The organism is Amycolatopsis sp. NPDC051716 (assembly GCF_040681595.1).
Taxonomy (GTDB): domain Bacteria; phylum Actinomycetota; class Actinomycetes; order Mycobacteriales; family Pseudonocardiaceae; genus Amycolatopsis.
In genome coordinates, this window is the sequence record NZ_JBFAZA010000039.1 from 47828 (window position 1) to 66879 (window position 19052).

Consider the following 19052-nt stretch of genomic DNA (forward strand, 5'->3'; position numbering starts at 1 on the left):
CCGGGGAGGACTCGTGACGCACCCGCACCACCCGCCCGCCGTCGCCCCGACGCTCGCCGGGCTCGTCGAAGCCCAGGTCCGCCGCGCCCCGGACGCCGTCGCCGTGGTCATGGGCGAGGACGCACTGACCTACGCGGAGCTGAACCGCCGCGCCAACCGGCTGGCCGGGCTGCTGATCGAGCGCGGGATCGGCCCGGAACAGCGGGTGGCCGTGCTGCTCCCGCGCGGGTTCGAACTGGTGGTGGCGTTGCTGGCGGTGCTCAAGAGCGGCGCGGCCTCCGTGCCCGTGGACCCGGAGTACCCGGCGGCCCGGATCGAGGCGATGCTCGCCGACGCCCGCCCGTCGCTCACCTTGACGACCGGTTCCGCTCCGGTGCCCGGCGCCGTGATCCGACTCGATCGGACGGACCAGCTGGACCCGATGGCCGCGGACCCGGCCCGGTTCGACGGCGCCGACCCGGCCGCGCGGGCGAGCGCGCTGTCGCCGGCCTACGTGATGTACACGTCGGGTTCCACCGGGCGGCCGAAGGGCGTCGTCGTCCCGCACGCGGCGGTGCTCAACCTGCTGCGGTGGAAGCAGGCGGAGTTCGGCTTCGGGCCGCGCGACCGGTTCCTGCAGAAGACGCCGATCAGCTTCGACGCGTCGGTGTGGGAGCTGTGGTCGCCCCTGCTGGCCGGTGGGACGCTGGTGCTCGCCGAGCCCGGAGCGCACCGCGACCCCGGCCGGATCACCGAACTCGTGCGCCGGCACGGGGTGACGCTGATCCAGTTCGTCCCGTCGATGCTCGACCTGTTCCTCTCGGTGCCCGACGTCTCCGCGTGCACCTCGCTGAGGCACGTCTTCGCCGGCGGCGAGGCGCTGTCCGCGCGCACGGCCGGCCGGTTCCGGGAAGTCTTCGCCGTGCCGCTGCACAACCTCTACGGGCCGACGGAAACCGCCGTCGACGTGTCCTTCTGGACGGTGACCGCGGACCCGGGCCCGGTCCCGATCGGCCGTCCCGTGTGGAACACCGGCCTGCACGTCCTCGACGCCGCGCTGAAGCCGGTGGCCCCGGGCGTCGACGGCGAGCTGTACGTGGCGGGCGTGCAGCTCGCCCGCGGGTACCTCGGCGATCCGGCCCGCACGGCGCAGCGGTTCGTCGCCAGCCCGTTCACCCCGGGCGAACGGCTCTACCGCACCGGCGACCTGGCGCGGCGGCGACCGGACGGCGCGATCGAGTTCCGGGGGCGGACCGACCAGCAGGTCAAGGTGCGCGGCTTCCGCGTCGAGCTCGGCGAGGTCGAAGCGGCGCTCGCCGCACAGCCGGGAGTCGCACGGGCCGCGGTCGTCGTCGGCGAGGACCCGCGGGGCGTCCGGTACCTGGCCGGGTACGTGATGGCCGCGGACGACGACGGGGTCGACCCGGCGGTGCTGCGCCGCGCCCTGCGCGCGTCCCTGCCGGAGTACCTGGTGCCGTCGGTGCTCGCGGTGGTTTCCGAGTTCCCGTTGACCCCCAGCGGAAAGCTCGACGCGCGGCGCCTGCTCGCCGGACCCGTGACCCGCGGCCGCACCGCGGCGCGCACGCCGGCGGAAGAGACACTCTGCGAGCTGTTCGCCGACGCGCTCGGGCTCGACGAGGTGGGCGCCGACGAAGACTTCTTCGCATTGGGCGGGCATTCGCTGTCGGCGACGCGGCTGCTTTGGCGGGTCAACGAGCGGTTCGGCGTCGAGCTGCCGCTCAGCGCGATCTTCGACGCGCCGTCGGCGATCCTCCTGGCGGACCGGGTGCCGGTGCTGCCCGGTCGGGCGGCGGCGCCCGCGCCGATCCCGGCGGGGACGGCGATGAGCGGCGTGCCGTCGTTCGCCCAGGAACGCCTGTGGCTGATCGACCAGCTGACCGGGGCGGGCGCGGTCTACAACCTGCACCTCGTCACGGAGATCGAAGGGCCGCTCGACGTCGACGCGCTCGGCCGGAGCATCTCCGCGTGCGTCACCCGGCACGAGACGCTCCGGACGTGCCTCGAGAGCACCGGCGGCGCACTGCGGCAGGTCGTGCACCCGGCCGAGCCGCTGCGGCTGGGCGTCACCGACCTGCGGACGACCTCGGCCGGCGCCCCGCGCGCCACCGTGGACCAGGCCGTCGCCGACCTCGTCGCCCGGCCGTTCGCGCTGGACGCCGGGCCCCTGCTCCGCGCGGACCTGCTCCGCACCGCCGAGGAGCGCCACGTCCTGGTGATCGTCGTCCACCACGTGGCCGCGGACGCGCAGGGGCTGGACATCCTCGCCGCCGAGCTGGCGGCGGGCTACCGCGCGGCACTCCGAGGTGACGAGCCGTCGTTGCCTCCGTTGCCCGTCCGGTACGCCGACTACGCCGCCTGGCAGCGCGAACGCCTTGCCCAAGGGACGTTCGATGCCGACTTGGCCTACTGGCGGGACCGGCTGGCCGGGCTGCCGGTGCTCGACCTGCCCACCGACCACCCCCGCCCACCGGCGCCCTCGCACCGCGGAGCGTGCCACCACCTCGACTTCGGCCCCGCGTTCGCCGGCCGCCTGCGGGACTTCGGACGGCAGGAGGGCGCGAGCCTGTTCATGGTGCTGCTGGCGGCGTTCCTGGTCGCCGTGGGCCGCCGGGCCGACCAGTCCGACGTCGTGATCGGAACCGCCGCGGCGAACCGCGGCCGTCCCGAAACCGAAGACTTGATCGGCTTCTTCGTCAACCTGCTCGCGATCCGGGTGGACCTCGCGTCACCGCTTTCCCTGCGCGACGCGGTCCGGCGGACGGTGGTGGCGTGCAAACAGGCCTACGACCACCAGGCCGCGCCGTTCGAACGGGTGGTCCAGGCCGTCGGCGGTGACCGCGATCCGAGCCGGCACCCGTTGTTCCAGGTCGTGTTCCAGCTGCTTGGCGGCCCGCACCCGGCGCCGGAGCTGCCGGGCCTGCGCACGCGGCCGCTGCCGGTGGACACGCCGACGGCGCCGTTCGACCTGCTGTTCACCGTCGTCGACGCCGGGACCGGCCTGTCCTGCGAAGTGCGGTACGCGAGCGACCTGTGGGGCGCGCGGACGGTCGAGCGGATGGCGGGGGAGTGGCACGCCGTGCTGGCCGCGATCCTGGACGACCCCGGCCGTGACCCCTGGGACGTGCCGCTGCTGTCCCCGGCGGACCGGGCGCTGCTGGATCGCGAGAACGCGGCCGCGGCGGCGGTCCGGCCCGCGGGCACGGTCGTGGACCTCGTCCGCCGCCGGGTTGCCGCGGCCGGCGACCGGATCGCCCTCGCCGATCCGCGAGGGCAGTGGACCTACCGCGAGCTGGACCGGCGCGCGGGCGCCCTCGCCGCCGCCCTGGTCGCCGCCGGGGTTCGCCCGGACGCCCCGGTGGGGCTGCTGTTCGAACGCTCCGCCGACCTCGTCATCGCGATGCTCGGGGTGCTCAAGGCGGGCGCGGCGTACCTGGTGCTGGACCCGGCCTACCCCGCCGAGCGGCTCGCGCTGATGGTGCGGACGGCGCGCCCGGCCGCGGTGGTGACCCGTGGCGCGCCGCCGCCCTGGGTGGCCGTGCCGTCGGTGCCGCTCGACGGCCCGGCCCCGGCCGGCCCGCGGCCCGACGGCGAAGCCGCCCGCCCGGACGGGCTGGCGGCCGTGGTGTTCACCTCGGGCTCGACCGGGCACCCCAAGGCCGTCGGCATCCCGCACCGCGGCATCGTCCGGCTGGTGGCCGATCCGGACTACGTCGGCATCGCCGCCGGTGACGTGGTGCTCCACCTCGGGGACCCCGCCTTCGACATCACCACCTTCGAAGTGTGGGGCGCGCTGGCCCACGGCGCCCGCGTCGAGGTCCTGCCCGGGGACCGGCCGCTCGGACCCGACGAGGTGCTCGCGGCCGTCCGCGACCACCGGCCCGCGGTCCTCTCGCTGACCGCCACCCTGTTCAACCAGGTCGTCGACGTCGACCCCGGCGGCTTCGCCGGGGTGCGCCACCTGTTCGTCGTCGGCGAGGTGATGGACCCCGGGCGCACCGCGACGGTGCTGCGGGCGGGCGGGCCGCGCTGGCTGCACAACGGCTACGGGCCCACGGAGAACACGACCTTCGCCACGTGCCACCGGATGGAGCGGCCGCCGGAGCCCGGCGCGGCCGTGCCGATCGGCCGCGCCATCGGCGGCACGACGCTGCACGTGCTCGACCGGCGGCTGCGCCGGGTGCCGCCCGGCGTCCCCGGCGAGCTCTACGTCGGCGGGCACGGCCTGGCGCGTGGCTACGCGGGCCGTCCGGGGGCGACCGCCCGCCGGTTCGTGGCCGACCCGTTCGGCCCGCCGGGGAGCCGGATGTACGCCACCGGGGACCGGGTGTGCCGGGCCGCGGACGGAACCCTGCGGTTCCTCGGCAGGCTCGACCGCCAGGTGAAGGTGCGCGGCCACCGGGTCGAGCCGGGCGAGATCGAAGCCGCCGTCCTGGCCACCGGCCGGGTGCGCGAATGCGCCGTGACCACAGTGGCTGCCGGCGGGGACCGGCGGCTGGTGGCGTACCTGGTGCTCGGCCGGGAGGAAGCGCCGACGGCGGCGCAGCTGCGCGAGGAGCTCGCCCGGCGCCTGCCGGCTTTCCTGGTGCCCAACCACTTCGTGCTGCTCGACCGGCTGCCCACCACCGCCAGCGGGAAGCTCGACACCGGCGCACTCCCGGGGCCGGCGGCGGGACTGCGCACCTTGGCCGAGGCGGCCGTGGCGCCGCGCACGCCGCACGAACGCGCGCTCTGGGACATCTGGGCCGACGCACTGGAGATCGACGGCTTCGGCGTGCACGACGACTTCTTCGCGCTGGGCGGGCACTCCCTGCTCGCCACGGTCGTCATGGCGAGGGTCCGCGAAGGTCTCGGCCCGGGGCTCCCGCTGCGGACGTTGTTCGACCACCCGACCATCGCCGGGCTTGCGCAGGTCGTCGGGACGCGGGCTGCCGCGCCGCGTGGATCGGACGACGAGCTGGACGTGCTGATTGCCGAACTGACCGGGCTCGCCGCGGACCCGGGCACCGCACACGGGGGTGAACCAGGGATATGACCGCCGAGCCGAAGAACGTCACCGACCGGGTCCGGGACCTGCCGCCGGAGCGCCGGGCGCTGCTGCGGCAGCGGATCTGGGAGAGCGGCCGGGCCACCGGCCTGCCCGGCACCGACGAGCGCGGGCAGGCGCCCGCGTCGTTCACCCAGCGCCGCATGGTCTTCCTGCACCGGCTCGCCCCGGAAAGCGCCGCCTACAACAGCGCCGTCGCCTACCGCCTCACCGGCGACCTGGACGTCGGCGCGCTGACCGGGGCGCTGAATGACGTGCTGGACCGCCACGAAGCCCTGCGCACGACGCTCACCGTGGACGAAGGCCGCGTCGTGCAGCACGTTTCGGCGCCCCGCCCGATCGAGCTGCCGGTCACCGATCTCTCGGCGCTGCCCGGCCCGGAGCGGGACGCGGCGTACGACCGGGCCGCCCGTGCGGACCAGACCCGCCCGTTCGACCTGGCCGCCGGCCCGTTGCTGCGGCCGCGGCTGCTGCGGTTCTCCGCGCGGGAAGCCGTGCTGCTGATCACCTTCCACCACGCCGTGGTCGACGGCTGGTCGCTGTCGGTCTTCGTCCGCGAACTGGGAGAGCACTACACCGCACGGCTCGGCGGCACCCCGCCCCGCGTGCCCGAGCTGACCGTGACCTACGCCGAGTACGCGCAATGGCAGCAGGACTGGGTCGCCACCGACGAGGCGCGCGGGCAACTCGACCACTGGCAGCGGGAGCTCGCCGACGCCCCGGACGAGCCGGCGCTGCCGGTGGACCGGCCCCGGCCGTCCGTGCCGACCCACCGGGGCGCGGTCCACGGGTTCACCGTCCCGCCGCCGGTGACCGGCCGCCTGGCCGAAGTCGCGCAGGGCGCGGACGCCACGCTGTTCATGGTGCTGCTGGCGGCCTTCCAGGTCGTACTGGTCCGCTACAGCGGCCGGGCGGACGTCTGCGTCGGCACCCCGGTGGCGAACCGGCGGTACCGCGGGTTCCAGGACCTGATCGGCTTCTTCGCCAACTCGGTGGTGCTGCGGACGCACGTGCGCGGCAGTCAGGGATTCGGCGAACTGCTCGCGCAGGTGCGGAAGACCTGCCTCGCCGCGTTCGAACACCAGGACGTTCCGCTCGACCTCGTCGCGCAGCGCCTGCACCCGGACCGCGACCCGGGCCGGAACCCGCTCTACCAAGTCAACTTCACGCTGCACAACACCCCGACGGTGGTCGCCGCGATGCCGGGGCTGGAGCTGACCGAGCTGGCCGTCGACCACGACGGCGCACGGTTCGACCTCGACCTCAACGTCACCCGCACCGAGGCCGGGTTGGACTGCCGGCTCGGCTACGCCACGGACCTGTTCGACGCCGGCACCGCCGCCCGGTTCGCCCGCTCGCTGCAGGTCCTGCTCGACGCCGTCGCCGCGGACCCCGCGACGCCGGCCGGCGCGCTGCCGGTGCTCGGCTCCGCCGAACGCGCCCGGCTCGTGCAGCGCTGGTGCCGCGCCGCGCCGGTGCCGCCCGGTATCGGCTGCCTGCACGAGCTTTTCGCCCGCCAGGCCGAAGCCACTCCGGATGCGACCGCGGTCTCGGCCGCCGCGGGGCCCGTGCTGACCTACCGTGAACTCGACCGGCGGGCCAACGGGCTCGCCCACCACCTGCACGGGCTCGGTGTCCGGCGGGGCGCCACGGTCGCGGTGCTGCTTCCCTGCTCCGCGGAGGCCGTGGTGGCGGTGCTGGGCGTGCTCAAGGCCGGTGCGGCCTACGTGCCGCTGGATCCGGCGCACCCGGACGCCCGCTTGGCCCACGTGGTCCGGGACAGCGGCGCGAGCTGCCTGGTCACCGGGTCCGGCCTGGCCAGGCGGGTGGACGGCGGCGACGCGGCGGTGGTGTTCGCCGACGCGGTCGCGCGGGAGGCGGCCGAGCCGCCCGAAACGGGAGCCGGGCCAGGCGACACCGCGTACGTCATGTACACCTCGGGAACGACCGGCCTGCCCAAGGGTGCGGTGCTGGCCCACCGGAACGTCACCGGCTACCTGCGGTGGGCGGCCGGGGCCTACCTCCCGGACGGCTCGGGCGACACCGTGCCCGTGCATTCGTCGCTGGGCGTCGACCTCACGGTGACGAGTCTGTTCGCCCCGCTGCTGACCGGCCGGGAACTGCTGCTGCTGGCGGAATCCGAGGTTCCCGGCGAGGCGCTGCGGGCGTCCGCCGCGGCCGACAAGAACTTCGCGTTCGTCAAGCTGACTCCCTCCCACCTGCGGCTGCTGGAAGCGGCCGGCGCGGACCGCCGCGACGAGATCTGGGCACGGACGCTGGTCATCGGCGGCGAAGCGCTGCACGAGGACCACGTCGCGGCCTGGCGCCGCGGCGGCGCGGCCGGGCGGCTGGTCAACGAGTACGGTCCCACCGAGACGGCGGTGGCCTGCGCGGCCCATGAGCTGGGCGAGGCCGTCTCGCCGTCGGGGCGGGTCCCGATCGGACGGCCGCTGCCAGGCGTGCGGCTCTACGTCCTCGACGGGTTCCTGCGGCCGGTTCCGGTGGGCGCGCCCGGCGAGCTCTACGTCGGCGGTGACGGTGTGGGCCGGGGATACGTCAACGCTCCCGGCCGCACGGCGGAACGGTTCGTCGCCGACCCCTTCGTGCCCGCCGCGGTCGTGTACCGCACCGGGGACGTCGTCCGCCACCTCGCCGACGGCACGCTGGAATACCTCGGCCGCGCCGACGAGCAGCTCAAGATCCGCGGCCACCGGGTCGAACCCGCGGAGGTCGAAGCGGTGCTGGAACGCCACGAGCGGGTCCGGCGCGCGGTCGTGCTGTCCGAGGAGGCGGCCGGCGAGCTCCGGCTGGTCGCCTTCGTGAGCACCACGCCGGGCACCGGGCGGCGTGCGGAAAAGATCGCGGACTGGCGCTCGGTCTACGACGACACCTACGGGGAGCTCGCGGCCGGACCGGCCGCGACGGTCAACCTCACGGGCTGGACCAGCAGCTACACCGGCGAACCCCTCGAGCCGCCGGAGATGCGGGCCTGGCTGGACGGCACGGTCGAACGGATCGCCGCGCTCGGCCCGCGCCGGGTGCTGGAGATCGGCTGCGGCACCGGCCTGATCCTCTTCCGCGTCGCCCCGGGCTGCGAGCTCTACCGGGGCACCGACCTGTCGCCCGCCGCCGTCGAGTACGTGCGCCGCGTGCTGGCCGCCGGCCCGGGGGAGCGGGTCGAACTGGCGGTCGCCCCCGCGCATGCGGCCGTGCCCGCGGGCGAGAAGTTCGACACCGTGGTGCTGAACTCCGTCGTGCAGTACTTCCCGTCCGTCGAGTACCTGGCCGGCGTGCTCGAAAGCGTGGTGGCGGCGGTGGTGAACGGCGGGCACGTCTTCCTCGGCGACCTGCGCGACCTGACGTTGCTGGAGACCTTCCACACGTCGGTCGAGGCGTACCGGGCCGATCCGGCCACCCCGGTCTCCCGCGTCCGGGCCGAGGTCCGGCGCCGGGTGGAGGCGGAGGAGGAGCTCTGCCTCGACCCGCGCCTGTTCGCGGAGCTGGCCCGGCGCTCGCCCCGGATCACCGCGGCGCGGGTGCTGCGCAAGCCGGCCGGGTACGACAACGAGCTGAGCCGGTACCGCTACGACGTCGTTCTGACGGTGGCCGGTGACCCGGCCGAGGCGTCCCCGCCGGAGCCCGCCGGGCCCGATCCGCGGTTGAAACGGGACCTGGCCCTGCAGGCCCGGCTGGCTGCCGCGCCCGCCTCGGCGACGCTGGGCGATGTCCTGGCGGAGCCGGCGGCGCGGGGCGCGGTGCCACCGCGGCGTGCGGAGGCGGGCAACGCGGACGACAGCGGGTTTCCGCACCGGTACGCGAACGATCCGCAGTGGCACGCCGACGCGGTGGCGTGCCGGCCGGAGCTGGAAGCGCTGGCCAGCGACCACCTTCCGGCCGCGTTGCGGCCGTCGCGGTACATCTTCGTGCCGTCCGTCCCGTTGACCGCAACCGGCAAGACCGACCGGGCGGCCGTGCGCGCCCGGCTGTCGGCGGAGGGGCCCGACGAGGGCGGGCCGGGGGCCGCCGCGGACGGCCGGCCGATGACGCCGACCGAGCAGCGGGTGGCCGCGATCTGGGCGGAGCTGCTGCGCCGGGAGGGAATCGGCCCGGCGGACGACTTCTTCGACCTCGGCGGCCACTCCCTGCTGACCTTCCAGCTGGTCTTCCGGCTGCGCCAGGAGTTCGGCGTCGAAGTCCCCATCCGGGCGCCGTTCGACGCCTCCACGGTCGAGGCGCAGGCGCGGCTGCTCGACGAGCGGCTGGGCGAGGTCTCCGGCCCGCGGCTGCCCGAACTCGTCCCGGTGCCGCGGGACGGACCGGTCCCCGCCTCCTTCGCCCAGGAACGGCTCTGGTTCCTCAACCAGCTGGAGCCGGACAGCGTGCAGTACAACTTCCCGGTCTTCCTGCGGCTGCGGGGTGTCCTCGACACCGGGGCGCTGCGGGCGGCCGTCGACGAGGTCGTCGCGCGGCACGAAGTCCTCAGGACCGTGCTGGTTCCCCGCGACGGGCGGCCCTACCAGCAGGTGCTTCCGCCGGAACCCCTGGACATCCCGCTCACCGACCTGTCCACGCCGGCCGAAGCCGAGCGCGAACGCGAGGCCGGGCGGTTGGCCGCACGGCAGTACGCGGCGCCGTTCGACCTGTCCCGCCCGCCCGTGATGCGGGCGGCGCTGCTGCGGATGGCCGGCACCGACCACATCCTGCTGCTGACCGTCCACCACCTCAGCGTCGACGGCTGGGCGGTGGGGCTGCTGCGCGACGAGCTGGCGGAGAGCTACACGGCCCGGCTCGAGAACCGCCCGCCGCGGTTGCCCGAGCTGACCGTGCAGTACGCCGACTACGCGGTGTGGCAGCGCCGGCTGCTCGCCGAGGGCCACCAGGACGACCTGCGCGAATATTGGCGCACCCAGCTCGACGGCATCCTGGACCTGCCCGGCCTCCCGCTGGACCGGGAGCGCCCGGCCAGGCCGGCGCACCGCGGCCGCGCGCTCGACCTCCGGCTGCCCGTGGCCACCGCCGACGCGCTGCGCGCACTGGGCAAGGCGGAGGAGTGCACGCTGTTCATGGCGCTGCTGGCCCCCTTGTTCGCGCTGGTCGCCCGGCGCTCGGGCGCGACCGACGTGGTGGTGGGCACCGACGTGGCCAACCGCTCGGCCACCTCGACCGAACCTCTCATCGGCTTCTTCGTCAACCAGGTGGTCCTGCGGGCCGACCTGAGCGGGAAGCCGACCTGGCGCGAGCTGCTGCGCCGGACGCGCGCACTGACCCTGGACGCGTTCGCGCACCAGGACCTGCCGTTCGAGGAGGTCGTGAAGGCGGTCAGGCCGCCGCGCAGCCGCAACCAGAGCCCGCTGTTCCAGGTCAAGTTCGTCTTGAACACCACGCGCCGGGCCGAAGCGGCCGTCCCCGGCCTGGAGGTCGCCGAGTTCCGGCCGCCGGTGATCGAGACCAGCCGGTTCGACCTGGTGGTCCTGTTGCAGGACGGGCCGGACGGGCTCACCGGGATGTGGGAGTACGACACCGAACTGTTCACCGGCGAAACGATGGAGGGCATGCGGCGCGAGTACCTCGAAGCCGTCGAAGACCTGGTGCGGCGGACGGATGCGCCGATCCCGGCCCGCCGGAGACGGGCCGGGCCGCGCCCGCCGGCGGCCCTGCGGAAGGCACCGGCCAAGATCACGCTCTCCGCCCGGGACGCGGTCGTCGAAGCGCCGCTGTCGGAGGGGGCCCGGTTGCCGCTGGTCCTGCGGCCCGCCGGGGAGGAGGTCGACCTCGTCGCCTGGGCGCGGGAAAGCCGCGGCCGGCTGGAGACGGCGCTGCTCGACCACGGCGCCCTGCTGTTCCGCGGGTTCGCCGTGACCGAGCCCGCGCGGCTGGAGCAGTTCGCGGGCGTGTTCGTCGACGAGCTGTTCGCGGAGAACGGCGAGCACCCGCGGGCCCGGCTCGGCGGCGGCGTCTATACGCCGGTGTTCTTCCCGCCCGAGAAGAAACTGTTGTGGCACAACGAGAACTCGTTCAACGAGGTGGGACCGACGAAGATCTGGTTCTGCTGCGCCCAGCCCGCCGAAACCGGCGGGGAGACGCCGGTCGTCGACAGCCGCGAGGTCTACCGGCGGCTCGACCCGGCCCTGCGCGAGGAGTTCGCGCGCAAGCAGGTGTGCTACATCCGCCAGTACGGGTCCGGGCTCGGCCTGCACTGGCGCGAGGTCTTCCGCACCGAAGACCGTGCGGAGGTGGAAGCTCGCTGCGCCGAGCAGGGGTTCCGGTGGGAGTGGCACGGGGATCGCCTGCGCACCGAGGCGGTGCGCCCCGGCGTCGTCCGGCACCCGGTCACCGGTGAGTGGTCGTGGTTCAACCAGGCGCAGCACTGGCACACCGCCTGCCTCGACGAGGTCACCCGGACTTCGCTGGCGGCCGCCGTCGGCGAGGACGGCCTGCCACGCGAGTGCCGGTTCGGGGACGGCACGCCGATCCCGGACGCGGCGATGGCGGAGATCTGCGCGGTCTACCAGGAACTCGAAGTCGCGTTCCCGTGGCAGCGCGGTGACGTGCTGATGGTGGACAACATCCTCGCCGCGCACGCCCGCAACCCGTTCCGGGGCGAGCGGAAGCTGCTGGTGGCGATGGGCGACATGGTCCGGTTCGACGGACGGCGGGGAGAAGGGGACCGGGAATGACCTCTCAGGTCGAGGGATACCGGCTGTCGGCGCAGCAGCGGCGCCTGTGGCGGCGGGTCGAAACCGGCGCGCCCGCCTGGGCACAGGTTCTGCTCGCCGTCGACGGGCCGCTGGAGCACGACCGGCTCGTGCACGCGCTGGAGGACGTGGTGGCGGCACACGAGATCCTGCGCACCTCCTACCACCGCGTGCCCGGCGTGCGGATCCCGGTCCAGGTGATCGAAGACGGCGACCGCGAGCCGGTCTCGTGGACGGTGGCAGACCTGCGGCACCTCGACGACGGCGACCGCGCCGCCCGGATCGCGCGGGCCGTGCGGGACGCGCGGCGGGACTCGGCCGGGCCCGATGCTCCCGCGATTCCGCGTGCGATGCTGTTCCGGCTGGGTGAGCAGCGCCACGAGCTGATCCTGACCACCTCGGCCCTGGCGGCGGACAGCGCTTCCCTGCGACTGCTGGGCGCGGAGCTCGCCGCGAGCTACGGGGGTGCGTCCCGCCCCGGCGAGCGGCTCGCCTACAGCCAGTTCGCGGAGTGGCAGCACGGCATCGAGCCCGACGACGACGCGGAAGCCTTGCTGGCCGGCGAAAAACGGGGGGTCGCGGCCCGGTTCCCGCTGCGCCGCGGCGGCGCCGCCGACGAGCCCGAGGTGGTCGAGACGGTCACCACCGCACTGCCCGCCCCCCTGGTGGCCGAGGTCCACGACTACGCCGCGCGCCAGGGGGCCGCGGTCCCGGTCGTGCTGCTCGCGGCCTGGCAGGCCCTGCTGGTGCAGATCACCGGGCTGCCGCGCGTCACGGTCGGGGTGGCGATCCCCGCCCGGCCCTACGAGGAGCTGCGGACCTGCTGCGGGCAGTTCGCCAAGTGGCTCGGCGTGGACTCCGGCGCGGCGGCGAGCTTCGAGCACCTGACCGACGAGGCCGCCGGGCGGCTGGCCGACGCCGAGGAGCTCGAAACGTACCTCACCGGCTCCTACGCGGCCGCGGACCCGCGGTGGGACGTCGCCTTCCAGTGCAAGCGGGCCGAGCCTCCGCACCCGGCGGGGCCGGTGCAGTTCACCGTGCGCTGGGACGACGTGGCGGACGAACCGGCGGAGCTGAAGCTCGAATGCGTCCTCGCCGGGGCCGCCACGGACGCCACGGTCGTCTGGCACTACTCCGCCCGCAGGTTCGGCCGCGACTACGTCCGCTGCCTCGCGACGCAGTACCGCACGCTGCTCGCCGGGCTTCTGGCTCGGCCGCACGTGCCGGTGGCCACCGTCGGCGCGCTCGATGCCGCGACCCGCGACGAGCTGGTCCGTGCCGGCGTCCCGGCCCCCGCCGCGCGGTGCCTCCACGAGCTGGTCGGAGCCCAGGCCGAGCGGTCCCCGGACGCGGTCGCCGTCCGGGCCGCGGGTACGGAGCTGACCTACCGGGAGCTCGACGCGCGCGCGAACCGCCTCGCCCGGCTGCTGCGCGGCCGCGGCGTCGGGCCGGAGGTCCCGGTCGCGGTCTGCCTCGACCACACCGCGGAACTGCCGGTCGCGCTGCTCGCCGTGCTCAAGGCGGGCGGCGCTTACGTGCCGCTGGACCCGGCGCTGCCGCTCCGGCGGCTGGACGCCCTGCTGGCGCGGGTCGCGTGCCCGCTGTTACTGGCCCGGCGCGGTGGCCCGCTGAGCGACCGGACCGACGTGAAGGTCGTGCTCGTCGACGAGCAGGGCGAGGACGACGTCCCGTCCGCCGCCGGTGCGCGGATCCCGCCGCCGTCGCCGGACAACCTGGCCTACGTCCTGTTCACCTCCGGTTCCACCGGCGTCCCCAAGGGCGTCATGGTCACCCACCGGGCCATCGGCAACTACGTGCGGTGGGCCGCGGGCACCTATGCCGGGGCGCCCGGTGCCGGGGCGCCGGTCCCGACGTCGATCGGCTTCGACCTGACGGCCACCGCCCTGTTCGTGCCGCTGGTCACCGGCGGGGCCGTGCGTCTCGATCCCGCCTGGCAGGAGGCCGGCGGGCTGGCGGCGGAGCTGTCCGCGCGAGCGGGCCTGGACCTGGTCAAGGTGACCCCCTCCCACCTCGCGCTGCTGAACGCGCTGCTGCCGTCCGGCGCGCTCGCCGGCACGACCCGGTCCCTCGTGCTCGGCGGGGAGCCGGTGCCGGCCGGCCTGCTCGGCCCGTGGCGGCGGCACGCGCCGGCCACGCGGATCTTCAACGAGTACGGGCCGACCGAAGCCACCGTCGGCTGCTGCGCGCAGGAGATCCCCTCCGACCTCGCCGAAGGCGCCGCCGTGCCGATCGGCCACCCGATCACCGGCGTCGAAACGCACCTGCTGGGCCCGGACCTGCAGCCGGTGGCGCCGGGCGTGCTCGGGGAGATCTACGTGGGCGGCGAGGGGCTGGCTCGGGGATACCTGGACGACCCCGCGGTGACGGCCGGGCGGTTCGTGGCGCATCCGTTCGCGGCGGAGCCGGGCGGCCGCCTCTACCGGACCGGGGACCTCGGCTTCCGCGGGCCCGGCGGCGAGCTGTACTTCGCCGGCCGGGCCGACGAGCAGGTCAAGATCGGCGGCGTGCGCGTGGAGCCCGCCGAGACCCGCGCCGCCCTGCTCGAGCACCCGGCGGTCCGCGACGCGGTGGTCGTGGCGCGGACGGACCCCGGCGGCGAAAAGTACCTCGCGGCCTACGTCACCGGTTCCCCGGCGGACACCGGCGAGCTGCTCGAGTTCCTGGCCACCCGGCTGCCACCGGCCTTCCGGCCCCGCCACTGCACCCGGCTGGCCGAGATCCCGTTGACGGCCAACGGCAAACCCGACGTCGCGGCCCTGCCGGCCGCCGGCGCGAGCCGGTCCGGCAGCGCGGCTCCCGTGCCGCCGTCCGACGCGACCGAGGCGGCCGTGGCCGCGCTCTTCGAAGACCTGCTCGACCGGGCGCCGGTCGGCGCCGACGAAGACTTCTTCGACCTCGGCGGCCATTCGCTGCTCGCGGTGCAGCTCATCGCGCGGGTCAACGCGGCCTTCGACCGCAGCCTCCCGGTGTCGCTCCTGTTCGAACCGGCGGCGGCCGGGACGCCGGCGGCCGCCACGGTCCGGGGACTCGCGCACCTGGTCCGCCGGGGCGCGGTCGCCGACCCCGGCGACTGCCTGGTCGCCCTGTCCGGCGAGGGCACGGGTCCGCCGCTGTTCTGCGTCCACCCGGCCGGGGGCAGTGTGCTGGGCTACCGCGAGCTGGCGGCGAGCCCGGAGCTTCCGTGCGCGGTCCACGGGTTCCAGGCCCCGCCGGACGACGGCGCCGGACAGAGCGTCGAACACCTCGCCGAGCGCTATGCGACGCGGCTGCGCCAGGCCCGGCCCGACGGGCCGGCCCTGCTGCTGGGGTGGTCGATGGGCGGGCTGGTGGCGCTCGAGATGGCCGGCCTGCTCACCGCGGCCGGCGAGCAGCCGGGCATGGTGGTGCTGGGGGAGACGTACCCGCCCACCATGCTGCCCGAGGCGGATCCGCTCGCCACGCCGGACGCCGGCCGGCCGGAAGTGGCGCGGCTGCTGGACCTCGCCCGAGTCCACGGCCGGGCAGCCAGGCAGTACCGCCCGGTGCCCTACGCCGGGCCGGTCGTCCTGGTCCAGGCCGCGGAGCAGGACGCCGCGGTCCGGGCGGAAGCCGTTGCCGTATGGCGGGCCCTGTGCCCGGACCTCCGTGCGGTCCACGTCCTGCCCGGCGGCCACTACTCCCTGCTGCGCGCGCCGTTCGTCGCCGGGCTGGCCCGGACCTTGCGGGAAACCTTGCCCGGACTGTGAGGCCGACAACCGAAGGAGAGGTGCGTTCCATGACCAACCCGTTCGACGACCCGGACGCCGAGTACCTCGCGCTCGTCAACGACGAAGGCCAGTATTCGCTCTGGCCCGCGTTCGCCGACGTGCCGGCGGGGTGGGTGGAGGACCACGGGGCCGGCACCCGGCAGGCCTGCCTCGACCACATCGAGCGGAACTGGACCGACATGCGGCCCCGCAGCCTGGTGCGCCAGATGGAGGGGCACTGAAATCCGCTGTCCCGCGGAATCGCGGTGACCGGGGACAGCATGACCGCCGGGGTGGAAGACGACGAGCTCGAACGGCTCATTCGCGGGCTCGACGCCGAGAGCGCCGATGACGCGATCCGCCGACGCTGACCAGCCCCAACGCCCGAGGGGGTGCCGCGCAGCCCTGATCGGGCCCCACGGCACCCTCTCGGCACGCCTCTCGAACAGTGACGCGTCAGTGGGAGCGGTTCGCCCACCAGGTCTGGCCGGCTTCGGGCAGGGTGGTGATCGGGTCGTAGTAGGGGTACCGCCGCTGCAGCGCCTCCGGATCGTCGAGCTCGATCCCGGTCCGGTAGTTCTTCGTCCAGTACGAGATCCCCAGCTCCCGGTCGTACTCGGCCAGCTGGTGCACCCACCGCTTCCCCACATAAGGCACGTCGCACACGATCCGCGGCGTCGCGTACCCCGGCAGGTACCCCATGATCGAGTGCTGCAGCTCCTGCGCCTCCCACACCGCGACCCGCCAGTGCTCGGCGTTCGGGATCATGTCGCACATGTAGAAGTAGTACGGCAGGATGTTCGCTTCCCCTTGCAGGGCAAAGCAAAGGTCCAGCAGGGCCGCCGGTGTCGCGTTGACGCCGCGCATCAGCACGCCCTGGTTGCGTACGTCCCGCACTCCGACGTTCAGTGCCGTCTGGGCCGCCTCCGCCACCAGCGGCGTCACCGACTGGGCGTGGTTGACGTGCGTGTGGATCGCCAGGTTGACGCCGCGTCGCTGGGCGGTGACCGCCACTCGCTCGAGGCCTTCGACGACCTTCGGCTGGAGCCAGTGCTGCGGCAGTGCCGCCAGGGCCTTCGTCGCCAAGCGGATGTCGCGGACCGTTTCGATGTCCATCAGGCGCATCAGGAACGACTCCAGCTGCGGCCACGGCACGTTGGCGACGTCGCCGCCGGAGACCACCACGTCGCGGACGCCGGGGGTCTTCTTCAGGTAGGCGATCATCGCGTCCTGGCGGTCGACCGGCTTGAGCGTCAGCTTGTGTTTCTCGACCGTCTCCGTCGAATTGCCGACCAGGTCCATGCGGGTGCAGTGGCCGCAGTACTGGGGGCAGGTCGAGATCATCTCGGCCAGCACCTTCGTCGGGTAGCGGTGGGTCAGGCCCTCCACGACCCACATCTCGGCCTCGTGCAGCGAGTCGCGCTCGGAGTGCGGGTGGCTCGGCCAGGTGGCGTCACGATCGCTGCGCACCGGGAGCATGTAGCGGCGGATCGGGTCGGCGTAGAACGCCTCGGTCACCTTGGCCGGGTCGGTGCCCGCGGTGGGGGCCATCGTGTTGAGCATCTGCGGGGGCAGCAGCATCGACATCGTCGCCAGCTCGCGCTGGTCGGCGAGCAGGTCGTCGTAGAAGCGTTCCTCCAGCAGGTCGCCCATCAGGGCGCGCAGCTGCTTGACGTTGCGGACGCAGTGCACCCGCTGCCACTGCGCGTCACGCCACTCGGCGTCGGTCACGTCGTGCCAGCCGGGGAAACGGCGCCAGTCGGGTTCCACCAGCTCGGCGCGGGCGTACTCGTAGGGCTGGTCAAAGGCGGCGGCAGGCGTCACAGGTTCCTGGATCGCAGTCACTTGTACTCCTAGTCGTCGGGAACGCGTTAAAATATCCTGTCATAACGTTCTCACGGAGTAAATCTTCCTGCGTGCCGGGTCGCCGTCCCCCACGTGGACGCACGAGGCAGACTCAGGGACGTGACGGACGAACACACCACGCTCCTGCTCGGCGGGCGCATCTACACCCCCGCCGGTCCCGACGCCACGGCGATGGCGGTCACCGGCGGCACCGTGGTCTGGGTCGGACAGGACGCCCCGGCCCGCACCCTGCACCCGAACGCCGAGATCATCGACCTCCACGGTGCCTTCGTCGCCCCCGCGTTCGTCGACGCGCACGTCCACGCCACCGCCACCGGCCTGCACCTGACCGGCCTCGACCTCACCGGCGTCCGCGGCGGCGCCGACCTGCTGGCCCGCGTGCGCGACGCCGCCGTCCCCGGGCAGGTCCTGCTCGCCCACGGCTGGGACGAGAGCACCTGGACCGACCCGCGCCTGCCCAGCCGCGCCGAGCTCGACGCCGCAGCCGGGGGCGCGCCCGTCTACCTCAGCCGCGTCGACGTCCACTCCGCGCTCGTCTCCACCGCCCTGGTCGAGCTGGCCCCGGCCGCCCGCGCCGCCGACGGCTGGTCGCCCGGCGGCCCGCTCACCCGCGCCGCCCACCACGCCGTCCGCGCGGCCGTGCGCGCCGCCATCACCCCCGAGCAGCGCGAACGCGCCCAGCGGGCGTTCCTCGCCGAGGCCGCGAAACAGGGCATCGTCAGCGTCCACGAATGCGCCGGCCCCGACATCTCCGGCCGCGACGACCTCGCCGCCCTCCTCGCCCTCACCGGACCGGACACCCCCGAGGTCATCGGGTACTGGGGCGAGCTCGGCGCCGTCGGCACCGCGCGCGAACTCGGCGCCCGGGGCCTGGCCGGCGACCTGTTCGTCGACGGCGCCCTCGGCTCCCACACCGCCGCCCTCACCCGGCCCTACGCCGACCACCCCGGCGCGGGCACCCTCTACCTCGACGCCCACCGGATCGCCGGGCACCTCGCCGCCTGCACCGAAGCCGGGCTGCAGGCCGGCTTCCACGTCATCGGCGACGCCGCGGTCGCCGAGGTCGTCGAAGGCTTCAAGCTGGCGGAGAAGGAGGTCGGGCAGCGCGCACTGGCCGCCCGCCACCACAGGCTCGAACACCTGGAGATGGTCACCGCCGAGCAGGCCAAGCACCTGGCCGGCTGGGGCGTCGTCGCCTCGGCGCAGCCGCTGTTCGACGCGCTCTGGGGCGGCCCGGAAGGCATGTACGCCGAACGCCTCGGCGCCGACCGCGCGGCCTGGCTCAACCCCTTCTCGGCGCTGGCCGCCGAAGGCGTCCTGCTCGCCTTCGGCTCCGACGCACCGGTGACCCCGCTCGACCCGTGGGCGAGCGTCCGCGCCGCGGCCTACCACCGGACCCCGGGCGCCGGTCTGTCGCCGCGGGCGGCGTTCACCGCCCACACCCGGGCCGGGCACCGCGCGGCCGGCGTCAACGACGGCGTCACCGGCAGCCTCGTCCCGGGCGCACCGGCGCACTACGCGATCTGGGACGCCACCGACCTCGTCGTGGCCACCCCCGACAGCCGCGTGCAGCGCTGGTCCACCGACCCCCGGGCGGGTGTGCCGCCACTCCCGCGGCTCGAACCGGACGCCGCCCTCCCGACGTGCCTGCGCACGGTCCGCGCGGGTGACGTCCTCCACGACACCATCACCTAGAGTTCT

At 74.7% G+C, this 19052-nt stretch carries 6 protein-coding genes; 5 read left to right on the forward strand and 1 reads right to left on the reverse strand.

Annotated elements, in window-relative coordinates:
• Window positions 1-13 precede the first annotated feature (13 nt).
• From AB0M30_RS38630 to AB0M30_RS38645, 4 genes are read left to right on the forward strand one after another with little or no spacing between them, the layout of a single operon-like run.
• Window positions 14-5032, forward strand: coding sequence for an amino acid adenylation domain-containing protein (locus AB0M30_RS38630; RefSeq protein WP_364594815.1), 5019 nt, complete (start codon window positions 14-16; stop codon window positions 5030-5032).
• A complete protein-coding gene (locus AB0M30_RS38635; protein ID WP_364594818.1) occupies window positions 5029-11721 on the forward strand; it encodes an amino acid adenylation domain-containing protein in 6693 nt (2230 codons plus the stop codon). The genes AB0M30_RS38630 and AB0M30_RS38635 overlap by 4 nt, the downstream gene beginning before the upstream one ends.
• Entirely contained in the window at window positions 11718-15485 is a 3768-nt protein-coding gene (locus AB0M30_RS38640) for an amino acid adenylation domain-containing protein (protein WP_364594821.1), read from the forward strand. Before AB0M30_RS38635 ends, AB0M30_RS38640 begins: the two co-directional genes overlap by 4 nt.
• A gap of 29 nt (window positions 15486-15514) precedes the next feature.
• Window positions 15515-15727, forward strand: a complete 213-nt coding sequence (locus tag AB0M30_RS38645; protein WP_364594824.1) for an MbtH family protein — start codon at window positions 15515-15517, stop codon at window positions 15725-15727.
• A gap of 214 nt (window positions 15728-15941) precedes the next feature.
• Here the strand turns inward: AB0M30_RS38645 and AB0M30_RS38650 are convergent, their stop codons facing one another.
• Entirely contained in the window at window positions 15942-17330 is a 1389-nt protein-coding gene (locus AB0M30_RS38650) for a lysine 2,3-aminomutase (RefSeq protein ID WP_364594827.1), read from the reverse strand.
• Window positions 17331-17450: 120 nt separating this feature from the next.
• Here AB0M30_RS38650 and AB0M30_RS38655 point away from each other — a divergent pair, with 120 nt between their 5' ends.
• Window positions 17451-19046, forward strand: a complete 1596-nt coding sequence (locus AB0M30_RS38655; RefSeq protein ID WP_364594830.1) for an amidohydrolase — start codon at window positions 17451-17453, stop codon at window positions 19044-19046.
• The last annotated feature ends 6 nt before the right edge of the window (window positions 19047-19052 follow it).